Origin of the sequence: Phyllobacterium sp. CL33Tsu, assembly GCF_900113985.1 — a bacterium.
In the GTDB taxonomy this organism is placed as follows: Bacteria; Pseudomonadota; Alphaproteobacteria; order Rhizobiales; family Rhizobiaceae; genus Phyllobacterium; species Phyllobacterium pellucidum.
This window is the reverse complement of sequence record NZ_FORJ01000001.1, coordinates 447,974-464,440: the sequence shown is the minus strand read 5'-3', so window position 1 is coordinate 464,440 and position 16,467 is coordinate 447,974. Positions and strand designations below refer to the sequence as shown.

Sequence of the window (16,467 nt, the reverse complement as noted above, 5' to 3'; positions counted from 1 at the left end):
TTTGCCTAACATATTGAATTTTACGGCGAAAATTACCCTTGAGAGTCTCCTTCCAGCGCCTTGACTAGCGCGGATCGGGACAATATGTTGCGCGCGACTTCGAAGCGGGGGTGAAGCCTCGCATTCAGCGTGTAAAGGACATGCCATTGGCCAACGGGAAAGAACCCGATACGTCAGGTCCTGTCGGTGACACGCCGGGTGCTGGACGCAGACTGACTTCGGATGAACTGGAGAGTCGCAGTCGCTCTCTGGCGGCAAAATTGGCTGCCAGGGGTGTAGGTCTCAAGCCCAGTTCGCAAGACAAGGGGACGGAAACCGCCTCCGGTGTCGCGCAGGCCGTGAAATTGTCGAGCGAGTTCATCGCCGGCGTTCTGGCTGGTGCGGGGTTGGGCTGGTTAGCTGACCGATTTTTGGGTACTTCACCTTGGGGGCTGATCGTGCTGCTCCTCCTTGGTTTTTGTGCTGGAACGCTGAACATCCTGCGCTCGACGGGACGTGTGGCGGAGAACCAAGGTGCGGAGCTCGGCAAGGGTTCGGACACCAAGAAACCGGAATAGGCTTCGGCCAAGGTCGCAAGACTGGACCCGCAAGTAGAGACATTACAGACGAGGTTAGAGTGTCAAACGATCCGATTCATCAATTCCATATCAACAAGTGGATTCCCATTGATGTGGGTGGAGTCGACCTCTCCTTCACCAACTCGTCGGCCTTCATGGTCGCAACGGTTGCTGTCGCTTCGGCATTTCTCTATTTCACCTCGTCCAACCGCGGATTGATCCCGACCCGCCTCCAGTCGGTTTCCGAGATGGCCTACGAGTTCGTGGCCTCGACGCTGCGCGATTCGGCTGGCAGCGCCGGAATGAAGTTCTTCCCGTTCGTTTTCTCGCTTTTCATGTTCGTGCTCGTTGCCAACATGCTCGGCATGTTTCCGTACTTCTTCACGGTCACGAGCCAGATCATCGTCACCTTCTGCCTCGCAATCCTCGTCATCGGTACCGTGCTGGCCTATGGCTTCGCCAAGCATGGCTTCAAGTTCCTCGGCGTCTTCGTACCGTCCGGCGTTCCCAAGCTTCTGCTTTTGCTCGTGGTGCCGATTGAAATCATTTCATTCCTCTCCCGTCCGATCAGCCTTTCAGTTCGTCTTTTCGCCAACATGCTTGCTGGCCACATCACACTGAAGGTTTTTGCCGGCTTCGTTGCCTCGATGAGCGCTCTCGGCGCTCTCGGCATTGGCGGCTCGATCCTGCCGCTCGCCATGACGGTCGCGCTGACGGGTCTCGAATTCCTGGTGGCTTTCCTTCAGGCCTACGTCTTCACCGTGCTCACCTGCATGTACCTGAACGACGCAGTACATCCTGGCGGTCACTGAGAAAACTTCACCGGCGGTCTCCGCCAAATGCAAATCTATCAATGAGAATTCTATCCAAAGGAGTTTAATATGGATCCGGTAGCAGCAAAGTACATCGGTGCAGGTCTCGCCTGTTTTGGTATGGCCGGCACGGCCCTCGGCCTCGGCAATATCTTCGGCAGCTATCTGTCCGGTGCACTGCGCAACCCGTCGGCAGCTGACGGCCAGTTCGGCCGCCTGGTATTCGGCTTCGCCGTTACCGAAGCTCTGGGCATCTTCTCGCTGCTCATCGCTCTTCTGCTTCTCTTCGCTGTTTAATTCACGACAGCGCACTATTACTGGCTGCGCTGCGCGCGGCCAGTAATCATATGCAGCAATCCAGTTTGCTGATTTGGGAAACGCCCGAACCCAAGGGGACAACATATGTTTGTGTCTTCGGCGCATGCCGCATCCACAACGGAAACAATCGTCGCTCAGACCGATACGCATGGCGCTGCCGGGACGGCCGCTCCTGCGGCGCCTGACGCTCATGCAACCGAAACCCATACCGAAACCGGTGTGGCGCATGAGAAGGCTGTCTTCCCGCCCTTTGATACGACCCACTTCGCCTCCCAGGTTCTGTGGCTCGCACTGACATTCGCGGCGTTTTACCTCTTCCTCTCTCGGGTGATCCTGCCTCGCCTCGGCGGCATCATCGAGACGCGCCGCGATCGTATCGCGACCGATCTCGACCAGGCTGCCCGCATGAAACAGGAATCGGACGAAGCACTTGCCGCCTATGAGCAGGAACTTGCCGACGCCAAGAAGAAGGCGGGCTCCATCGCCCAGACCGCGCAGGACGAAGCCAAGGCCAAGTCCGATTCGGAAATGGCGAAGATTACCGCCGAACTCGAACAGAAGCTCAGCGAAGCCGAAGCCAGCATTGCCGCCATCAAGGACAAGGCAATGAAGGAAGTCGGAACCATTGCCGAGGACACGGCGACCGAGATCGTTAACAAGATCATCGGTGGCAATGTCGACAAGGCAAGCGTCTCTGCCGCTGTCAAAGCCGTGCGGGGCTGAGGAGAACGAAAATGGAATTGGACGCAACATTTTACGCCCTCGTAGGCCTGGTCATCTTCCTCGCGCTGATCGTCTACCTCAAGGTACCGGGTGTAGTCGGCAAGTCGCTCGACAGCCGCGCCGATCGTATCCGTGACGAGCTTGAGGAAGCACGCCGCCTGCGTGAAGAAGCCCAGTCGCTGCTCGCTGAATTTCAGCGCAAGCGCAAGGACGCCGAAAAGGAAGCCGGTGAGATCGTGGCCATCGCCCAGCGCGAAGCCCATGGCCTGCTTGAGGAAGCCAAGAAGAAGAGCGAAGAATATATCGCGCGCCGCCACAAACTGGCCGAACAGAAGATTGCCCAGGCCCAGGTCGAAGCGGTCAACGAGGTTCGCGCCACGGCTGTCGATGTTGCAGTTGCAGCAGCGAGCAGGGTTCTCGCTGACAAGGTCGATACAAAAACGTCGGCTGACCTCTTCAAGTCTTCGCTGTCCGAGGTAAAGTCACGCCTCAACTAAGTTTGGCTGAATGCCTGTCGAGAAGCCGCCTCCGGGCGGCTTTTTTGTTTGCCGCTACCTGTGGAAGAGCGGTGGATGGTGCGCTGCGATGTGCCAAGCAATCCGGTCCCTTGGACGGACACTGTCCAAACAGGCAGCGCTCTAGACCTGCCGATCCTTGAGCGGCGAGAAACTGAAGCGGTGCAGTCCGACCACCGGGCCATGGGCTTCCATGGCATTGCGATGATATTCGGTGGCATAGCCGACATGCGACTCGAGACCGTACAGCGGCAGATACTTGCCCGTCTGGGTCATCATGCGGTCGCGCGTCACCTTGGCAAGGATCGATGCTGCAGCGATCGACACCGATCGCTGGTCGCCCCGGATCAGGGCCGTTGCAGGGCAGGGCAAGCCGGGCGCCACGTCGCGTCCGTCGATCAGTGCGTGGCCGGGCTGAATGGCGAGCCCGCAAACCGCCCTGCGCATCGCTTCGAGCGCGGCTTTCAGAATATCTGTGGCGTCGATTGCCGGCGCCGAAACGCTGGCCACCGCGCAGGAGAGCGCCGTGGCCGTAATGATATCGAAAAGTTCCTCGCGTCGCTGCGCTGTCAGGCGCTTCGAATCGTCGAGCCCATCGGGAATTTTCTTCGGATTGAGGATCACCGCGGCGGCGACCACCGGGCCGGCCAGCGGGCCGCGCCCCGCCTCATCGATGCCGACGATATATTCGACGCCGCTGCGCATGAGCTTACGCTCGCTGGTAAAGTCCGGTTTTACCGGCTCCAGGGGAAGAAGCAGAGAATCAGAACGCGATCGAGCCATGTTGCGACGAAACTCGCATTCGTTCTGATTCTCTGCAAGTCCTCAGGTAGCGATGGGGTAGGCTACCCAAGGTCACATCAGGCCGGGATGGGGGCGCGGCCTGACGGAAACCCTTGTTAAAACAAGGAAAGTTGCTCGCTTCCCGGAGTTGGGGAAAAAAGATCGGTGCGCAAGCGCCGTTTGGCGAGATTCATCCCCAGCCGCTTGGCCGCGATCTCGAAGCGGCGGCCGATCTGCCAGGCATAAGGCCCGTCGCCGCGCATGCGCTTGCCCCATTCAGCATCGTAGTCCTTTCCGTCGCGCATGGACCGTACCAGCGAAAGCACGTGGCGGTAGCGGTCTGGATAGTTGCGCAGCAGCCATTCCTTGAAGATCGGGCTGACTTCGAGCGGTAGCCTGAGCAGGACATAACCCGCCTCGAGCGCACCCACTGCCCTCGCGCTATCAAGGACGCGCTCGATCTCATGATCATTAAGACCGGGGATGACCGGCGCAACCATGACACCGACCGGAACGCCGGCATCGGCGAGACTGCGCAGTGCCTGCAGGCGGCGCGTTGGCGTCGAGGCCCGGGGTTCCATGGTTCGCGCCAGCTTGCCGTCCAGCGTCGTGACCGAAAGGCATACCTTTGCGAGTCCCTTTTCCGCCATGCGTGCAAGGATGTCCTGGTCACGCATAACCAGCGCCGATTTCGTCACGATGCCCACCGGATGCTGGTGTGCCTCAAGCACCTGGAGTATGTCGCGCATGATGCGCCACTTCTTCTCGATGGGCTGGTAGGGGTCGGTATTCGTACCGATGGCGATCGTCTTCGCCGTATAGCCCGGCTTCGAAAGTTCCTTGTCGAGCATCTTCGCTGCATCAGGTTTGGCGAAAAGTTTCGATTCGAAATCGAGCCCGGCTGAAAGCCCCATATAGCTATGGGTAGGCCGCGCAAAACAGTAAATGCAGCCATGTTCGCAGCCGCGATAGGGGTTGATCGAACGGTCGAAGCTGATGTCGGGCGATTCATTGCGCGTGATGATGACGCGCGGCTTCTCGATCTGAACCTCGGTCTTGAAGGGCGGCAGGTCCTCGATCGTCTCCCACCCATCGTCATAGACATGGCGGCTCTCGGCTTCAAAGCGTCCCGACGGATTCATGCCTGCGCCGCGGCCACGGCGGCGTTCCGAATCGATGCGCAGGCCCGCTTCGTCGATCACGGCATTGGCGTGTTGTGAACGGCCTTGCCCGAAGGCGGCTTTGTCCGCTTGCACCACAATGTTCATTTGCGTTCTCCTTGGACCGAAGCGATTCTCGATTCGCTTATCACAGCCGCAACATGAATCTATTCCTAGCAAAAACCTAGAACAAAGCAAGAACAATATTGACGCGATCCCACCCATCTGTGCGCCGAAAGGACAGATGGATATTCGGCCGATTATGCGATAGAGCGTTCGAAATGATCTCCGTTCTGATTGAAACGCAAAATTCGGATGAACCTCTGGCAAGAACGCTCGCCGGGCTGGTGGGTGGCGCGGTCGAAGGATTGCTCAGCGACGTCGTCGTGGTCGACGAGGGATCCGTCGATCAGACGCACCGGGTCGCAGACCAGGCAGGTTGCATCTTCTTGCAGGACCAGACGCTGCTTGATGGTTTTCGCCGGGCGCGAAGCGAGTGGTTTCTTTTTCTGGAGCCGGGCGCGCGCCTGCTCGACGGCTGGATCGAGCCCGTTGCCATGCATGTGGAGCGCATGCAGGGGCCGGCCTGCTTCACCCGTTCTCATGCGCATCGCAGGCCGTTCCTCAGCCGGGTGTTCAAGCCGGGAAATCCGCTCGCAGACGGATTGCTTATATCCAAGCGTCAGTCGATGGCGCTGTTCAATCCGGGCAAGAAATCGGTGGATATTGCGCGAGGCCTGGCAATGAAGCGGCTGCGCGCAGAAATTATTCCCGCCCCGTTGAAGGGCTAGAACTCCTATCCAGCAAGCTGCTTTAAGCTTTTCCGGTACGCTTCAGGTGCTCGTCGAGCCTCGGCATGATCTCGACGAAGTTGCACGGCATATGCCGGTAATCGAGCTGATGCTGCAGGATACCGTCCCACGCGTCCTTGCAGGCGCCGGGCGAACCCGGCAGCACGAAGACGAAGGTGGCGTTGACGACGCCGCCGGTCGCACGCGACTGGACCGTCGAGGTGCCAATCTTGTCGTAGGAAATGCGATGAAAGACTTCGGAAAATCCATCCATGCGCTTTTCAAAGATGGGTTCGAGCGCTTCGGGCGTCACATCGCGGCCGGTAAAGCCGGTGCCGCCGGTGGTGATGATGACGTCGATACCCGGATCCATCGACCAGGACAGCACCTTCTCGCGGATTTTGTTGACGTCGTCGGTCACGATGGCGCGTTCCGCCAGCGTGTGGCCGGCGGCAAGCAGGCGTTCAGCCAATGTGCTCCCGGATTTGTCGTCCTCGAGCTTGCGCGTGTCTGAGACCGTCAGCACGGCGATCTTCACTGGAACGAAGGGTCTTGTTTCATCAATGCGCGCCACGGTCAGTTTCCCTCCATGGCACTATGCGTTGCAACGACAAACCAGCCAGGATGATCACGACGGAGTTTTGCCGCCGCCCCTTCGGCGTCGCTGTCGCTGTCGTAAATACCAAAGCAGGTTGCGCCTGAACCGGACATGCGCACCAGCCGCGGCGATGTCCGTTCGAGCGCAGCGATCGTATCGTCGATCCCGGGGGTCAGCGCTCGTGTCGCCTGGAACAGGTGATTGTGCGTTGCCTTGAGATAGCCGCAGACGTCATCGAGCGAGCGCATCGCGCGCAGAGCCGGCAAGGGCGGGTTGTCGCGCTTGTCGAGGGCGGCAAAAACCTGTGGTGTCGAGATCGAAGCGCCGCAATTGGCAAGCAGAAGCGGCAGTCGCGGAAATGTCGCCATCGGTTCGATCTCCTCGCCAACCCCGCGCGCAATCAGCGGCTGGCCGTAGAGGCACATCGGAATATCGGCGCCAAGCGGCAGACCGATTGCTGCTAAAGCGTCGATGCCGACATCAAGGGCCCACAGGCTGGAAAGGGCGGTAAGGGCTGCGGCGGCGTCGGTCGACCCACCGCCTATGCCCGATGCGACTGGAAGATGCTTTTCAAGATGGATGGCAACAGGTGTTGCCCGATCTGGGAAGGCCACGCGCAGCGCATCGCGCGCCTTGAGAACGAGGTTGGACGCATCACCGGGCAGGGCGTGACCGTAAGGACCTGATATGGCAAAGTCATCGAGCGCAGCACGCTTGACGCTTATCCTGTCGCCGAAGCCGGCAAAGACGACGAGACTGTCGAGAAGGTGATAGCCATCGCTGCGCCTACCGGTCACGTGCAGCGCGAGATTGATCTTGGCCGGAGCCGTCAGAGTGATCGTTCGATCAAGGCTGTCGAGCATTGCGATCAATCTTTGCGCAGTCGATATTCGCCGGTCTCAGGATCCTGCACAAGGGTTCCTTGCGCGTGGTTTTGTACTTCCTTCTCCGCTTCGCGCACGCGCCGGGAAACGCGCTGCGCTTCCTTCTTGAACGAGCGGTAGCCGTACACGGCAGCGACGCCGACAAGAGCGAAAAAGATCAATTGGGGCATCAAGCGCAAACCTCGAAAAGCAATCCTATCGACTTCATTCTAGCACGCTGTGGAGGGGATGAAAAACAGTCTCCGCGTCCATCAGAGACCGAATCGCGACCAGAGCGCACGCTCTTCGGCAGCGCTGATGATACCGCCGGCAATATTGGCGCCAAGCTCCCCCATTCTGGTCTCCGCAGAAGGCAGCTTGCGCCCGAAGAGACCACGTGGCTGCGCGATCACCCTGAGCCGCGTTTTCGGGCCGTACTGGGCGCGAAGATAGGAGCGCATGTCGCCGAGCCCATCAACGAGGCCGAGTTCCAGCCCGCGCATTCCCGTCCAGAACTGGCCGGTGAAAAGGTCGGGATTATCGGTCAGCTTCTCGCCGCGCCGTTCCTTGACGAGGTTGATGAAGGTCTCGTGGATCTCGAGCTGCAAGGACTTCAGATGTTCGACATCTTCCTTGTTCTCGGGCCGGAACGGATCGAGCGTCGCCTTGTTCTTGCCTGCCGTATAGACGCGTCGTTCGACACCGATTTTCTTGATCAGGTCGGTAAAACCGAAACTCGCGGAGACGACGCCGATCGAACCGACGATGGATGAAGGGTCGGCAATAATCTCGTCGCCGGCGATGGCGATCATGTAGCCACCGGATGCGGCAACATCCTCGACGAACATATAGACTTTCTTGTTCTTCTCCGCGGCGAGGTCGCGAATGCGCCGGAAGATCAGGCGCGATTGCACGGGCGATCCGCCCGGTGAGTTCACTGAAATTGCAACGGCCGGCGAATCCTTGTCGCCGAATGCCTTTTCGAGAACGGAGGCCGCGGTCGCAAGTGAGAGATTCTGCCGGAATGGGCCGCCACCCGTCATGATTGTGCCATGCAGCCGGACAACCGGTATTTCGACGTGATCGGGCCGCCAGCGGCGTGGCAATAGTTTCCGCACGAATCTCACCAAGCGTGTCTCCTTTGTAAACAATGCTTTCGGAGCATGTAGGCGGTGCGCGACAATTCGCAATGCCGCGATCTAAAAAAGCGCGGCGAGACCGTTATTGATCGCGTCCGCCCGTTCGGTGAAGCCGTTGCCGCTTGCGTGGTGCATGACCAAGGCCGGCTCCAACGTCAGGCCGGCGCGGCTGCCGCGCGTTCCCTTGATCACAATACGGATAGCAGCTTCCTGCGGGCGAGGCTGAACCGGCACGATCATCAATCCGCCGAACCTGCCTTTGAGAGCGTCGAGAAGATCTGCGATCGACGTCGGACGGGCAATGATGCCGATGCCGCCGCCCGGCTTGACGATGGCGGCCGCCGTTCTGATCCATTGCTCCATCATGCCGGGCGTCATGACATGCGCCTCCGCCTTAACAGGGTCCGGAGTCGAGCGATCCGTCGGCAGGTTGAAGGGCGGGTTCATGATGGCAAAATCGAATTCATTATCGCCGAGCCCGGCGGAGATTCGCGCTTTTCCGGCAAGGGTGACGTCCGCCTCGATCACCTTGGCGCGCCCCGAAAGCGGTGCGTTTTGCGGCAGATCAAGCGAATTGCGTGCGAAGGCGGCCATGTAGTCGGAACGCTCCACCAGGGCGGCGCTGGCGTCGGGGCAGCGCGACAGGACGGCAAGGCCGGCGGCGCCGGCTCCTGCCCCGAGATCGGCAACGCGCCCGGAAAAGCCGCTCGGCACGGTGGCTGCAAGTATCATGGCATCGACGCCCGAACGGTGGCCCTTGGCGGCAGGCTGAAGCAGATGGAACCGGCCGCGGTGGAACGCGTCAATCGTGTGGGGAACGTCCCGGGCGAGCATGGTTCAGCTGCGCAGCTCCTGTTCTACTCCAGCATCTTTCAGAAGCTGCCGGGCTTCCATCTCGCGTTCGCCATCGACCATGATCCGGCGCGCGAGGACGCCAAGCGATCCCTCCATGATGCTCATGTTCGAATCGGCAATGAAATGGGCGATCCCCGCCTCTTTGAGGAGTGACTCCACGAAGGAAATCACGACGGGGTCGTTGGTGCGCATTATTTCGATCATGGCCATACCGCGTTGGAGCACAGGGTTCAGGCCAGCGCTTATCACGAATTTGTATCCCTTGCTATTTCTGCGCGCCAATTCGCCGCTTGCGGGATATATCCTGTCAAAATAAGGTGTCGCCGCATCAGGCCAGAACCGCAGGAGTTTCGTTTTGGGCGTTGTTGTCAGTCTTGACGAGAAGAAGAATACGACGGGATCAGTGCAGCCATTGGTCGATTTGACCAAGGCGGACATGGGCCGCGTCAACGAACTCATCCTTTCCAAGGCTGGTTCTGACGTCGAGATGATCCCGGAAGTGGCGAACCATCTGATCTCGTCCGGCGGCAAGCGTTTGCGCCCGATGATCACGCTCGCTGCCGCGCGCATGTTCGGCTATCAGGGCGACGGGCACGTAAAGCTCGCCACCAGCGTCGAGTTTATGCACACCGCGACCTTGCTCCACGACGATGTTGTCGATGAAAGCGACCTGCGGCGTGGCAAGAGCACGGCCCGCATGATCTGGGGCAATCAGGCGAGCGTTCTCGTCGGCGATTTCCTGCTTGGACAGGCCTTCAAGATGATGGTGGATGTCGGCTCGCTTGACGCGCTCGACGTGCTCGCAACCTCCGCTTCCATCATCGCCGAGGGCGAAGTAATGCAGCTTGCGGCCGCGAAAAATCTCGAAACGACGGAAGATGAGTATCTTGCCGTGATCAAGGCGAAGACCGCCGCGCTGTTTTCCGCCGCCGCCGAAGTCGGCCCGATTATCGCTGCCGCCTCGCGTACGGATCGCCAGGCCTTGCGCTCCTATGGGCTCAATCTCGGCCTTGCCTTCCAGCTTGTCGACGATGCGCTCGACTATGGCGGCAACGCCAAGGATCTCGGCAAGAACACGGGCGACGATTTCCGTGAAGGCAAGATCACGCTGCCGGTCGTGCTTACCTACCGGCGCGGAACCTCGGAAGAGCGCCACTTCTGGAAGGAAGCGCTCGAAAACGGCGCAAATGACGACAAGGGCCTCGAGAAAGCCAAAGGTTTGATGACGCGATATGGCGCGCTCAATGATACTATACAGCGTGCGCGCCATTTTGGCGGCATTGCCCGCGATGCGCTGGCCCCCCTCGACCGCTCGCCGGAAAAGGATGCGCTTCTCGAAGTCATCGATTTCTGCATCAGCAGGGTCAATTGACACGAAATTGATCAAGCAAAGCCGCTGTGGGGCCATCGCGGCGGTTCTAATCTTTCAATGAATGTTGAGAGAGAACCGTAAAAAGGCCATGGTTGGCTCACTGGATTCGGCCAAACATGCAAACTGGAAAGATAATGAGGTTTTCTGTTATGCGGCGTAGTAAATTGCTCGGCTCCGTTATGGGGGCAACACTCGCCGTCTTGACCGTGGGTGCAGCTGCTGCGGAGGCAGCCACTAGCAAGGCCCCGCCACCTTTGAACGCAGGCACGCTTTCAGGCGCATTTCTCTCGGCACGTAGCGCCGAGCGCGACAATGATTTCGGGAGCGCGATCAACTTCTACCGGCAGGCGCTGACATTCGATCCGAAGAACACCGAGCTGCGCCAGAGCCTGCTCCTTGTGCTTTTGACCGACGGCCAGTTCAAGCAGGCCCTGCCGATCGCCGAAGAGTTGAAGGCCGTGCCGGAGATCGAACGCTTCTCCCGCCTCGCGCTCGGCATCGATGCGATGAATCGCAAGCAGTATCAGAAGGTCAATACCCTGATGATGCTGTCGCTGCAGTCGGACCTCGACCGGATGATCACCGGGCTGATCTCGGCCTGGGCAAAGGCCGGTGCGGGCAAGCCGAACGAGGCGCTTTCGATGATCGCCAAGCTTGAGGGTCCCGAAGGCTTCAACCTGTTCAAGACATATAATTCGGCGCTGATCGCCGACATGGCCGGGCAAAAGGACAAGGCTGCGAAGTTTTACCAGGACGCGATTGACGACAAGGTCAGTGTCGCCGCGGCGCCCGATACCTATGAGCGCCTGGTTGAGGCGTTTGCCTCGTTCAAGTTCAGGAATGGCGATCGTGACGGCGCGGTTGCCCTGATCCAGCAAGCTTCGGAAATGCTGTCGGGACGTATGGTGCTGACCGAATTCGGCAAGGAAATTGCCGATGCCAAGACGGTGAAGCCGCTGATCCAGACGCCGCAGCAGGGCGCTGCCGAAGTGCTTTATACGATTGCGACGGCGATCGATCGCAATGGCGCCGAGGCCTTCTCCAAGCTTTATCTGCAGATGTCGCTGCCGCTGCGTCCGGACAACGACGCCACTTTGTTCCAGCTCGGCGATATCAGCGCCAAGCTCGAACAGCCTGAAAAGGCCATCGACTATTTCGGCCGCATTCCCGCCGATTCGCCCTATAGCCGCGACGCGAAGATGCAACTCGCGATCAATCTGGCAATCCTCAAGCGCAATGACGAGGCGATTGCCGAGTTGAACAGCCTGCTCGGAAGCAATCCCCAGGATATGCGCACCTATCTTGCGATCGGCAGCATCTATTCGCAGGACAAGAATTTCCGGCAGGCCGCCGAGACCTATGACAAGGCCGTCGCCGCGCTTGCAAACCCCAAGCGGGAAGACTGGTCGATCTATTACCAGCGTGGCATCGCCTATGAGCGGCTGAAGGAATGGGACAAGGCCGAGCCCAATTTCCTCAAGGCGCTCGATCTTTATCCGGACCAGCCGCAAGTGCTGAACTATCTGGGCTATTCCTGGATCGACATGAACATGAAGCTCGAGCAGGGCCTCGACCTGATCAAGAAGGCCGTCGCAGCGCGTCCCCAGGACGGCTATATCGTCGATTCGCTCGGCTGGGCATACTATCGCCTCGGTCGTTACGACGAGGCGGTTGCACAGCTCGAACAGGCGGTGAAGCTGCGGGCCGAAGATGCGACGATCAACGACCATCTGGGCGATGCCTATTGGCGCGCCGGCCGCAAGCTCGAAGCAACCTTCCAGTGGGCCCATGCGCGCGATTCCAAGCCCGAGCCGGAAGATCTGGCGAAGATCGAGGAAAAGCTCAAAAACGGATTGCCCGATGAAAAGGATCCGGGTGTCGCCAAAAACGGCACCGAGACGCCCAAGCCGCCCGTCGAGCCTGCGCCTGCGCCGGCACCCGACAAGAAGGGCTGATCACGTCGTTTTGCTTGACCGGTAGGAGTGCACGCCTTAGGACGTGCACTCCAATCCTTCTTGCCAAAAGGTCGCCCGGTGTCTTCCTCCTTGCCCGATCACTTGCAGCCGGCCCGCTCGTTCCAGGGTCTCATTCTGACGCTTCACAACTATTGGGCAGAGCACGGCTGCGTGATCCTGCAGCCATACGACATGGAAGTGGGAGCGGGCACGTTCCACCCGGCGACGACGCTGCGCTCGCTCGGGCCGAAGCCGTGGAAAGCCGCCTATGTGCAGCCATCGCGCCGCCCGAAGGATGGACGCTACGGCGAGAACCCCAATCGTCTTCAGCATTATTACCAGTATCAGGTGATCATGAAGCCATCGCCGGCGAACCTTCAGGAACTCTACCTCGGTTCCTTGCGCGCCATCGGCCTTGATCCGCTCGTGCACGATATACGGTTCGTCGAAGACGACTGGGAAAGCCCGACGCTCGGTGCCTGGGGCCTCGGCTGGGAATGCTGGTGCGACGGGATGGAGGTCTCCCAGTTCACCTATTTCCAGCAGGTTTGCGGTATTGAATGTTCGCCCGTATCCGGCGAATTGACCTATGGTCTCGAGCGTCTCGCCATGTATGTGCAGGGCGTCGACAATGTCTATGATCTCAATTTCAACGGACTTGAAGGCAACGAGAAAGTCACCTACGGCGATGTATTCCTGCAGGCCGAGCAGGAATATTCGCGCTATAATTTCGAGCATGCCAACACGGCCGTGCTGCTTCGCCACTTCGAGGAAGCCGAGGTCGAATGCGAGGCCCTGCTCAAGGCGGGCGCCCCCAGGGAAAGCGACAATTCCACCATCCATAAGATGGTGCTGCCGGCCTATGACCAGTGCATCAAGGCCTCCCATGCCTTCAACCTTCTCGATGCGCGCGGCGTCATCTCGGTCACCGAGCGGCAGAGCTATATTCTGAGGGTACGCAATCTCGCCCGGCAGTGCGGCGAGGCATTTTTGCTCACGGAAGCCGGTGGCGTTAATTTCAGAAGCGAGTCCGTATAATGCCTGATCTATTGCTCGAACTCCGCTCGGAAGAAATTCCCGCTCGCATGCAGCGCAAGGCTGCGGGGGATCTAAAAAAGCTTGTCACGGATGGTCTCGTCGAGGCTGGCCTGACCTACGAGGCGGCAGGCGACTACTGGACCCCGCGCCGTCTGACGCTGGACGTCCGCGGACTGACCGCGCGCTCCAAAGATATTTACGAGGATCGCAAGGGACCGAGCGTCAAGGCGCCGGAACAGGCAATTGCCGGTTTCCTTCGCTCCGCCGGTCTCTTTGATATCTCCGAGGCGCATGTCCACACCGACCCCAAGAAAGGCGATTTCTACGTTGCTCACCTGAAAAAGCCGGGTCGTCCCGCCGAAGAGATCATCGCCGAGTTGATGCCGAAAATCATCCGTGAGTTCCCCTGGCCGAAATCGATGCGCTGGGGTACCGCCTCGTCGAAGCCTGGAAGCCTGCGATGGGTGCGTCCGCTGCAGTCGATCCTCTGCACTTTCGGTCCGGAAACCGAGGAGCCCGTTGTCGTCGATTTCGAGGTCGATGGGCTGCGCGCCGGCAACGTCACCTATGGCCATCGGTTCCTCAGCGACGGCAAGCCGATAACCGTTCGCCGTTTCGATGACTACGTCGCAAAGCTTGAAAAGGCCAAGGTGGTGCTCGACGCCGACCGGCGGAAGGAAATAATCCTTTCCGATGCCCAGAACATTGCCTTTGCGTCCGGCCTTGACCTGGTCGAGGATGAGGGCCTGCTTGAGGAAGTATCCGGGCTTGTTGAATGGCCGGTCGTCCTGATGGGCGAGTTCGAGGAAGAATTCCTCGCGATCCCGCCGGAAGTAGTCCGACTGACGATCAAGACCAACCAGAAATGCTTCGTTACGCGCAAGCAGACGCTTCATCCCACTCCGGAGCTGAGTTCCGACCCTGCCCGTCACGAGGATAAGAATGCCTCCACCTCGCCCTCGGATGGGGGTGGTCGCAGCGAAGCTGCGGGGCCAGGGGAAAATCCCCTGTCGAACAAATTCATCCTCGTTTCGAACATCGAAGCGAAGGATGGCGGGCGCGAGATTGCATTTGGTAACGGCAAGGTCGTGCGCGCCCGGCTCTCCGATGCTCTTTATTTCTGGAACACGGACCAGCATGACCTGCCGGACATGCACACGCTCGCCGCCGCTGCGATCAGGTTCGATCTCGATCTTGCGAAGCCACTCGACCAGCGCATGGCGCGGCTCGACGCGCTCAACGTTACGTTCCACGCCAAGCTCGGCACACAGGGCGAGCGCATTATCCGCATAAGGGCGCTTGCCCGCGAGATCGCACCGCTTGTCGGCGCGGATCCGGCGCTTGCCATGCGCGCCGCCGTTCTCGCCAAGGCGGACCTTACGACCGAGATCGTCGGCGAATTCCCGGAATTGCAGGGCGGCATGGGCCGTAAATATGCGCTCTTGCAGAGCGAGCATCCTTCGGTCGCTGCTGCAATCGAAGAGCATTATAAGCCGCAGGGCCCCTCTGATATCGTGCCAAGCGACCCGGTTTCAGTGGCGGTGGCGCTGGCCGACAAGCTCGATACGCTTGTCGGGTTCTGGGCGATCGACGAAAAGCCGACGGGATCGAAGGACCCGTTTGCCCTTCGCCGTGCGGCACTCGGCGTCGTTCGTCTTTTGCTTTCAAACGACTGGAAGATCGAACTGATGCCGGTCTTCGAAATGGCACTTTCGCAGCTGCGCGAAGACAGTATCGAAAAGCGCGTCGAAGGCTACGAGCAACATCAGGCCGCTCAGCAGTCGGGCGACGTCGATGGCGAAGAAGATGTCATCAACGCCGTTTCCGGTTTTGAAAAGCGCCTTCGCAGCGATGTAATCGAAGAGGCGCATCCCGTGCTGCTTGATTTGCTCGCCTTCTTCCATGACCGCATGAAGGTCTACCTCCGCGACCTCGGCGCCCGCCATGATCTTATCGATGCGGTGCTTACCGAGCGCGCGGACAACCTGTTGCTGATCGCCCGCCGTGTCGAGGCGCTTGTCGTTTTCCTCAACACCGAGGAAGGTCAAAACCTGCTCGCGGGCACCAAGCGCGCCGCGAACATTCTGAGCGCCGAGGAAAAGAAGGGAACGCAGATCGCCAATGCTGTCGATGCTGCGCTATTTAATCTGGACGAGGAGCGGGCCTTGTCCGCAGCGGTGAATCAAGCCGAGAAGGAAGCCGCGCAAGCGATTCAAAAGGAAGACTTTTCCGGCGCCATGATCGCACTTAGTGCATTGCGCGAACCAGTTGATTCATTTTTTGAGAAGGTGCTCGTCAACGACGAGAACCCGGCTATCCGGGCCAACCGCCTGGCGCTGCTCGCACGCATCCGCACGGCCACGAATACCGTGGCGGACTTCTCGAAGATCGTTGGGTGACGAAGCGTGAGGCGCTCCCTCTTCAGGTGGAGCGCCCTACGTTTACTGCATGCCTGTGCGCAGCGGCGTGTCCGCCACATCAGCGAGTGCCCTTTGCGGCACTGGCTCGCCGGCCGGCACGAGTTCGGCGGCATTCGCTGCAATCGGTGAAGCAGATACCGGAGCGGGGGCGGTTGCCGTTGAAACTGGAACTTCGCGGCCCTGCAGGCGCGCCATATATTGCCGCGACCGTTCGCGCCGCTCGGCATAGGCTTTCAGTCGCGCAGCTTCCGCGGCCTGCTGTGCTTCACAAGGCGTGCAGATCGGGTTGCCGGTTGCGTCGAAACTGTCAAAACCCACATAGGAGATCGAGTTCGGCGTTGCCGATCCGCTCACAACGTCGATGGAGCCGCCTGCGTAAGCGGGGGCCATTAGCATGATCATGGCGGTGGCAGCGATGGTCTGGCGCAGCATTTTCGTCTAATCCCGTGACGTTTCTTTGTTAAAAGCGAGCTTTAACAGCGATTTATTGCCAAGCCTTGATTCGGATCGATACAATTTTACGCATGAACTCATTCGGCGTGTTCATCAGCCGATACTTGCGAGGCGA

19 protein-coding genes are annotated in these 16,467 nt (G+C 59.5%); 10 read left to right on the top strand and 9 right to left on the bottom strand.

The features are described 5' to 3' along the window. Nucleotides 1-140 precede the first annotated feature (140 nt). The 5 genes from BM074_RS02320 to BM074_RS02300 all read left to right on the top strand — a co-directional run bounded on the left by BM074_RS02320 (nt 141) and on the right by BM074_RS02300 (nt 2,907). Nucleotides 141-557 (top strand): AtpZ/AtpI family protein, encoded by a 417-nt coding sequence (locus BM074_RS02320; RefSeq protein WP_091919483.1) that lies wholly within the window; start codon nt 141-143, stop codon nt 555-557. Between the two features lie 59 nt (nt 558-616). After that, complete coding sequence (locus BM074_RS02315; RefSeq protein ID WP_027230118.1) at nt 617-1,369, top strand: F0F1 ATP synthase subunit A; 753 nt, start codon at nt 617-619, stop codon at nt 1,367-1,369. A gap of 69 nt (nt 1,370-1,438) precedes the next feature. After that, a complete protein-coding gene (locus tag BM074_RS02310) occupies nt 1,439-1,666 on the top strand; it encodes a F0F1 ATP synthase subunit C (protein ID WP_008125314.1) in 228 nt (75 codons plus the stop codon). A 105-nt stretch (nt 1,667-1,771) separates the two neighbouring features. Further along, nucleotides 1,772-2,410 carry a F0F1 ATP synthase subunit B gene (locus BM074_RS02305; protein WP_091919481.1) on the top strand — a complete coding sequence of 213 codons (639 nt, stop codon included), beginning with the start codon at nt 1,772-1,774 and terminating at the stop codon, nt 2,408-2,410. A gap of 17 nt (nt 2,411-2,427) precedes the next feature. After that, on the top strand, nt 2,428-2,907 hold the full coding sequence (locus BM074_RS02300) for a F0F1 ATP synthase subunit B (protein ID WP_027230116.1): 480 nt from the start codon (nt 2,428-2,430) through the stop codon (nt 2,905-2,907). A 141-nt stretch (nt 2,908-3,048) separates the two neighbouring features. Here the strand turns inward: BM074_RS02300 and BM074_RS02295 are convergent, their stop codons facing one another. Further along, nucleotides 3,049-3,708, bottom strand: coding sequence for a ribonuclease HII (locus BM074_RS02295; protein ID WP_036813274.1), 660 nt, complete (start codon nt 3,706-3,708; stop codon nt 3,049-3,051). Nucleotides 3,709-3,824: 116 nt separating this feature from the next. After that, nucleotides 3,825-4,976 (bottom strand): PA0069 family radical SAM protein, encoded by a 1,152-nt coding sequence (locus tag BM074_RS02290; RefSeq protein WP_091919477.1) that lies wholly within the window; start codon nt 4,974-4,976, stop codon nt 3,825-3,827. Nucleotides 4,977-5,149: 173 nt separating this feature from the next. Between BM074_RS02290 and BM074_RS02285 the strand changes: the two genes are divergently transcribed. Continuing rightward, complete coding sequence (locus BM074_RS02285) at nt 5,150-5,659, top strand: glycosyltransferase (RefSeq protein WP_091919475.1); 510 nt, start codon at nt 5,150-5,152, stop codon at nt 5,657-5,659. A gap of 22 nt (nt 5,660-5,681) precedes the next feature. On the opposite strand, the gene moaB is transcribed toward BM074_RS02285, so the two are convergent. From moaB to BM074_RS02255, 6 genes are all read right to left on the bottom strand, one after another. Beyond that, nucleotides 5,682-6,233: a molybdenum cofactor biosynthesis protein B gene (gene moaB, locus BM074_RS02280; protein WP_027230112.1), complete on the bottom strand. Its 552-nt coding sequence runs from the start codon at nt 6,231-6,233 to the stop codon at nt 5,682-5,684. 2 nt (nt 6,234-6,235) lie between these two features. Next, a complete protein-coding gene (locus tag BM074_RS02275) occupies nt 6,236-7,120 on the bottom strand; it encodes a 4-(cytidine 5'-diphospho)-2-C-methyl-D-erythritol kinase (RefSeq protein ID WP_091921383.1) in 885 nt (294 codons plus the stop codon). Between the two features lie 5 nt (nt 7,121-7,125). Then, nucleotides 7,126-7,311, bottom strand: coding sequence for a hypothetical protein (locus BM074_RS02270; RefSeq protein ID WP_027230110.1), 186 nt, complete (start codon nt 7,309-7,311; stop codon nt 7,126-7,128). Between the two features lie 81 nt (nt 7,312-7,392). Continuing rightward, entirely contained in the window at nt 7,393-8,250 is an 858-nt protein-coding gene (locus tag BM074_RS02265; protein ID WP_091919473.1) for a S49 family peptidase, read from the bottom strand. 69 nt (nt 8,251-8,319) lie between these two features. Then, on the bottom strand, nt 8,320-9,093 hold the full coding sequence (locus tag BM074_RS02260; protein WP_091919472.1) for a tRNA1(Val) (adenine(37)-N6)-methyltransferase: 774 nt from the start codon (nt 9,091-9,093) through the stop codon (nt 8,320-8,322). 3 nt (nt 9,094-9,096) lie between these two features. Continuing rightward, a complete protein-coding gene (locus BM074_RS02255) occupies nt 9,097-9,318 on the bottom strand; it encodes a putative signal transducing protein (protein WP_027230107.1) in 222 nt (73 codons plus the stop codon). A gap of 151 nt (nt 9,319-9,469) precedes the next feature. Here BM074_RS02255 and BM074_RS02250 point away from each other — a divergent pair, with 151 nt between their 5' ends. From BM074_RS02250 to BM074_RS02235, 4 genes are all read left to right on the top strand, one after another. After that, nucleotides 9,470-10,486 (top strand): polyprenyl synthetase family protein, encoded by a 1,017-nt coding sequence (locus BM074_RS02250; RefSeq protein ID WP_027230106.1) that lies wholly within the window; start codon nt 9,470-9,472, stop codon nt 10,484-10,486. A 149-nt stretch (nt 10,487-10,635) separates the two neighbouring features. After that, nucleotides 10,636-12,441 carry a tetratricopeptide repeat protein gene (locus tag BM074_RS02245; protein ID WP_091919470.1) on the top strand — a complete coding sequence of 602 codons (1,806 nt, stop codon included), beginning with the start codon at nt 10,636-10,638 and terminating at the stop codon, nt 12,439-12,441. 78 nt (nt 12,442-12,519) lie between these two features. Then, entirely contained in the window at nt 12,520-13,479 is a 960-nt protein-coding gene (locus tag BM074_RS02240) for a glycine--tRNA ligase subunit alpha (protein ID WP_091919469.1), read from the top strand. Beyond that, complete coding sequence (locus BM074_RS02235) at nt 13,479-15,878, top strand: glycine--tRNA ligase subunit beta (protein WP_091919467.1); 2,400 nt, start codon at nt 13,479-13,481, stop codon at nt 15,876-15,878. Before BM074_RS02240 ends, BM074_RS02235 begins: the two co-directional genes overlap by 1 nt. A 42-nt stretch (nt 15,879-15,920) precedes the next feature. Here BM074_RS02235 and BM074_RS02230 read toward each other — a convergent pair whose 3' ends face one another. After that, the gene (locus BM074_RS02230; RefSeq protein ID WP_091919465.1) at nt 15,921-16,331 is read right to left on the bottom strand and encodes a hypothetical protein; all 411 of its coding nucleotides are present in this window, start codon (nt 16,329-16,331) and stop codon (nt 15,921-15,923) included. Nucleotides 16,332-16,467 lie beyond the last annotated feature (136 nt).

Bases quoted from the DNA above. Each gene is read 5' to 3' on its own strand.
- BM074_RS02255 (WP_027230107.1), bottom strand. From the start codon at position 9,318: ATGATCGAAATAATGCGCACCAACGACCCCGTCGTGATTTCCTTCGTG.
- BM074_RS02270 (WP_027230110.1), bottom strand. From the start codon at position 7,311: ATGCCCCAATTGATCTTTTTCGCTCTTGTCGGCGTCGCTGCCGTGTAC.
- BM074_RS02245 (WP_091919470.1), top strand. From the start codon at position 10,636: ATGCGGCGTAGTAAATTGCTCGGCTCCGTTATGGGGGCAACACTCGCC.
- BM074_RS02310 (WP_008125314.1), top strand. From the start codon at position 1,439: ATGGATCCGGTAGCAGCAAAGTACATCGGTGCAGGTCTCGCCTGTTTT.
- BM074_RS02290 (WP_091919477.1), bottom strand. From the start codon at position 4,976: ATGAACATTGTGGTGCAAGCGGACAAAGCCGCCTTCGGGCAAGGCCGT.
- BM074_RS02235 (WP_091919467.1), top strand. From the start codon at position 13,479: ATGCCTGATCTATTGCTCGAACTCCGCTCGGAAGAAATTCCCGCTCGC.
- BM074_RS02260 (WP_091919472.1), bottom strand. From the start codon at position 9,093: ATGCTCGCCCGGGACGTTCCCCACACGATTGACGCGTTCCACCGCGGC.
- BM074_RS02295 (WP_036813274.1), bottom strand. From the start codon at position 3,708: ATGGCTCGATCGCGTTCTGATTCTCTGCTTCTTCCCCTGGAGCCGGTA.
- BM074_RS02275 (WP_091921383.1), bottom strand. From the start codon at position 7,120: ATGCTCGACAGCCTTGATCGAACGATCACTCTGACGGCTCCGGCCAAG.
- BM074_RS02305 (WP_091919481.1), top strand. From the start codon at position 1,772: ATGTTTGTGTCTTCGGCGCATGCCGCATCCACAACGGAAACAATCGTC.
- BM074_RS02320 (WP_091919483.1), top strand. From the start codon at position 141: ATGCCATTGGCCAACGGGAAAGAACCCGATACGTCAGGTCCTGTCGGT.
- BM074_RS02230 (WP_091919465.1), bottom strand. From the start codon at position 16,331: ATGCTGCGCCAGACCATCGCTGCCACCGCCATGATCATGCTAATGGCC.
- BM074_RS02285 (WP_091919475.1), top strand. From the start codon at position 5,150: ATGATCTCCGTTCTGATTGAAACGCAAAATTCGGATGAACCTCTGGCA.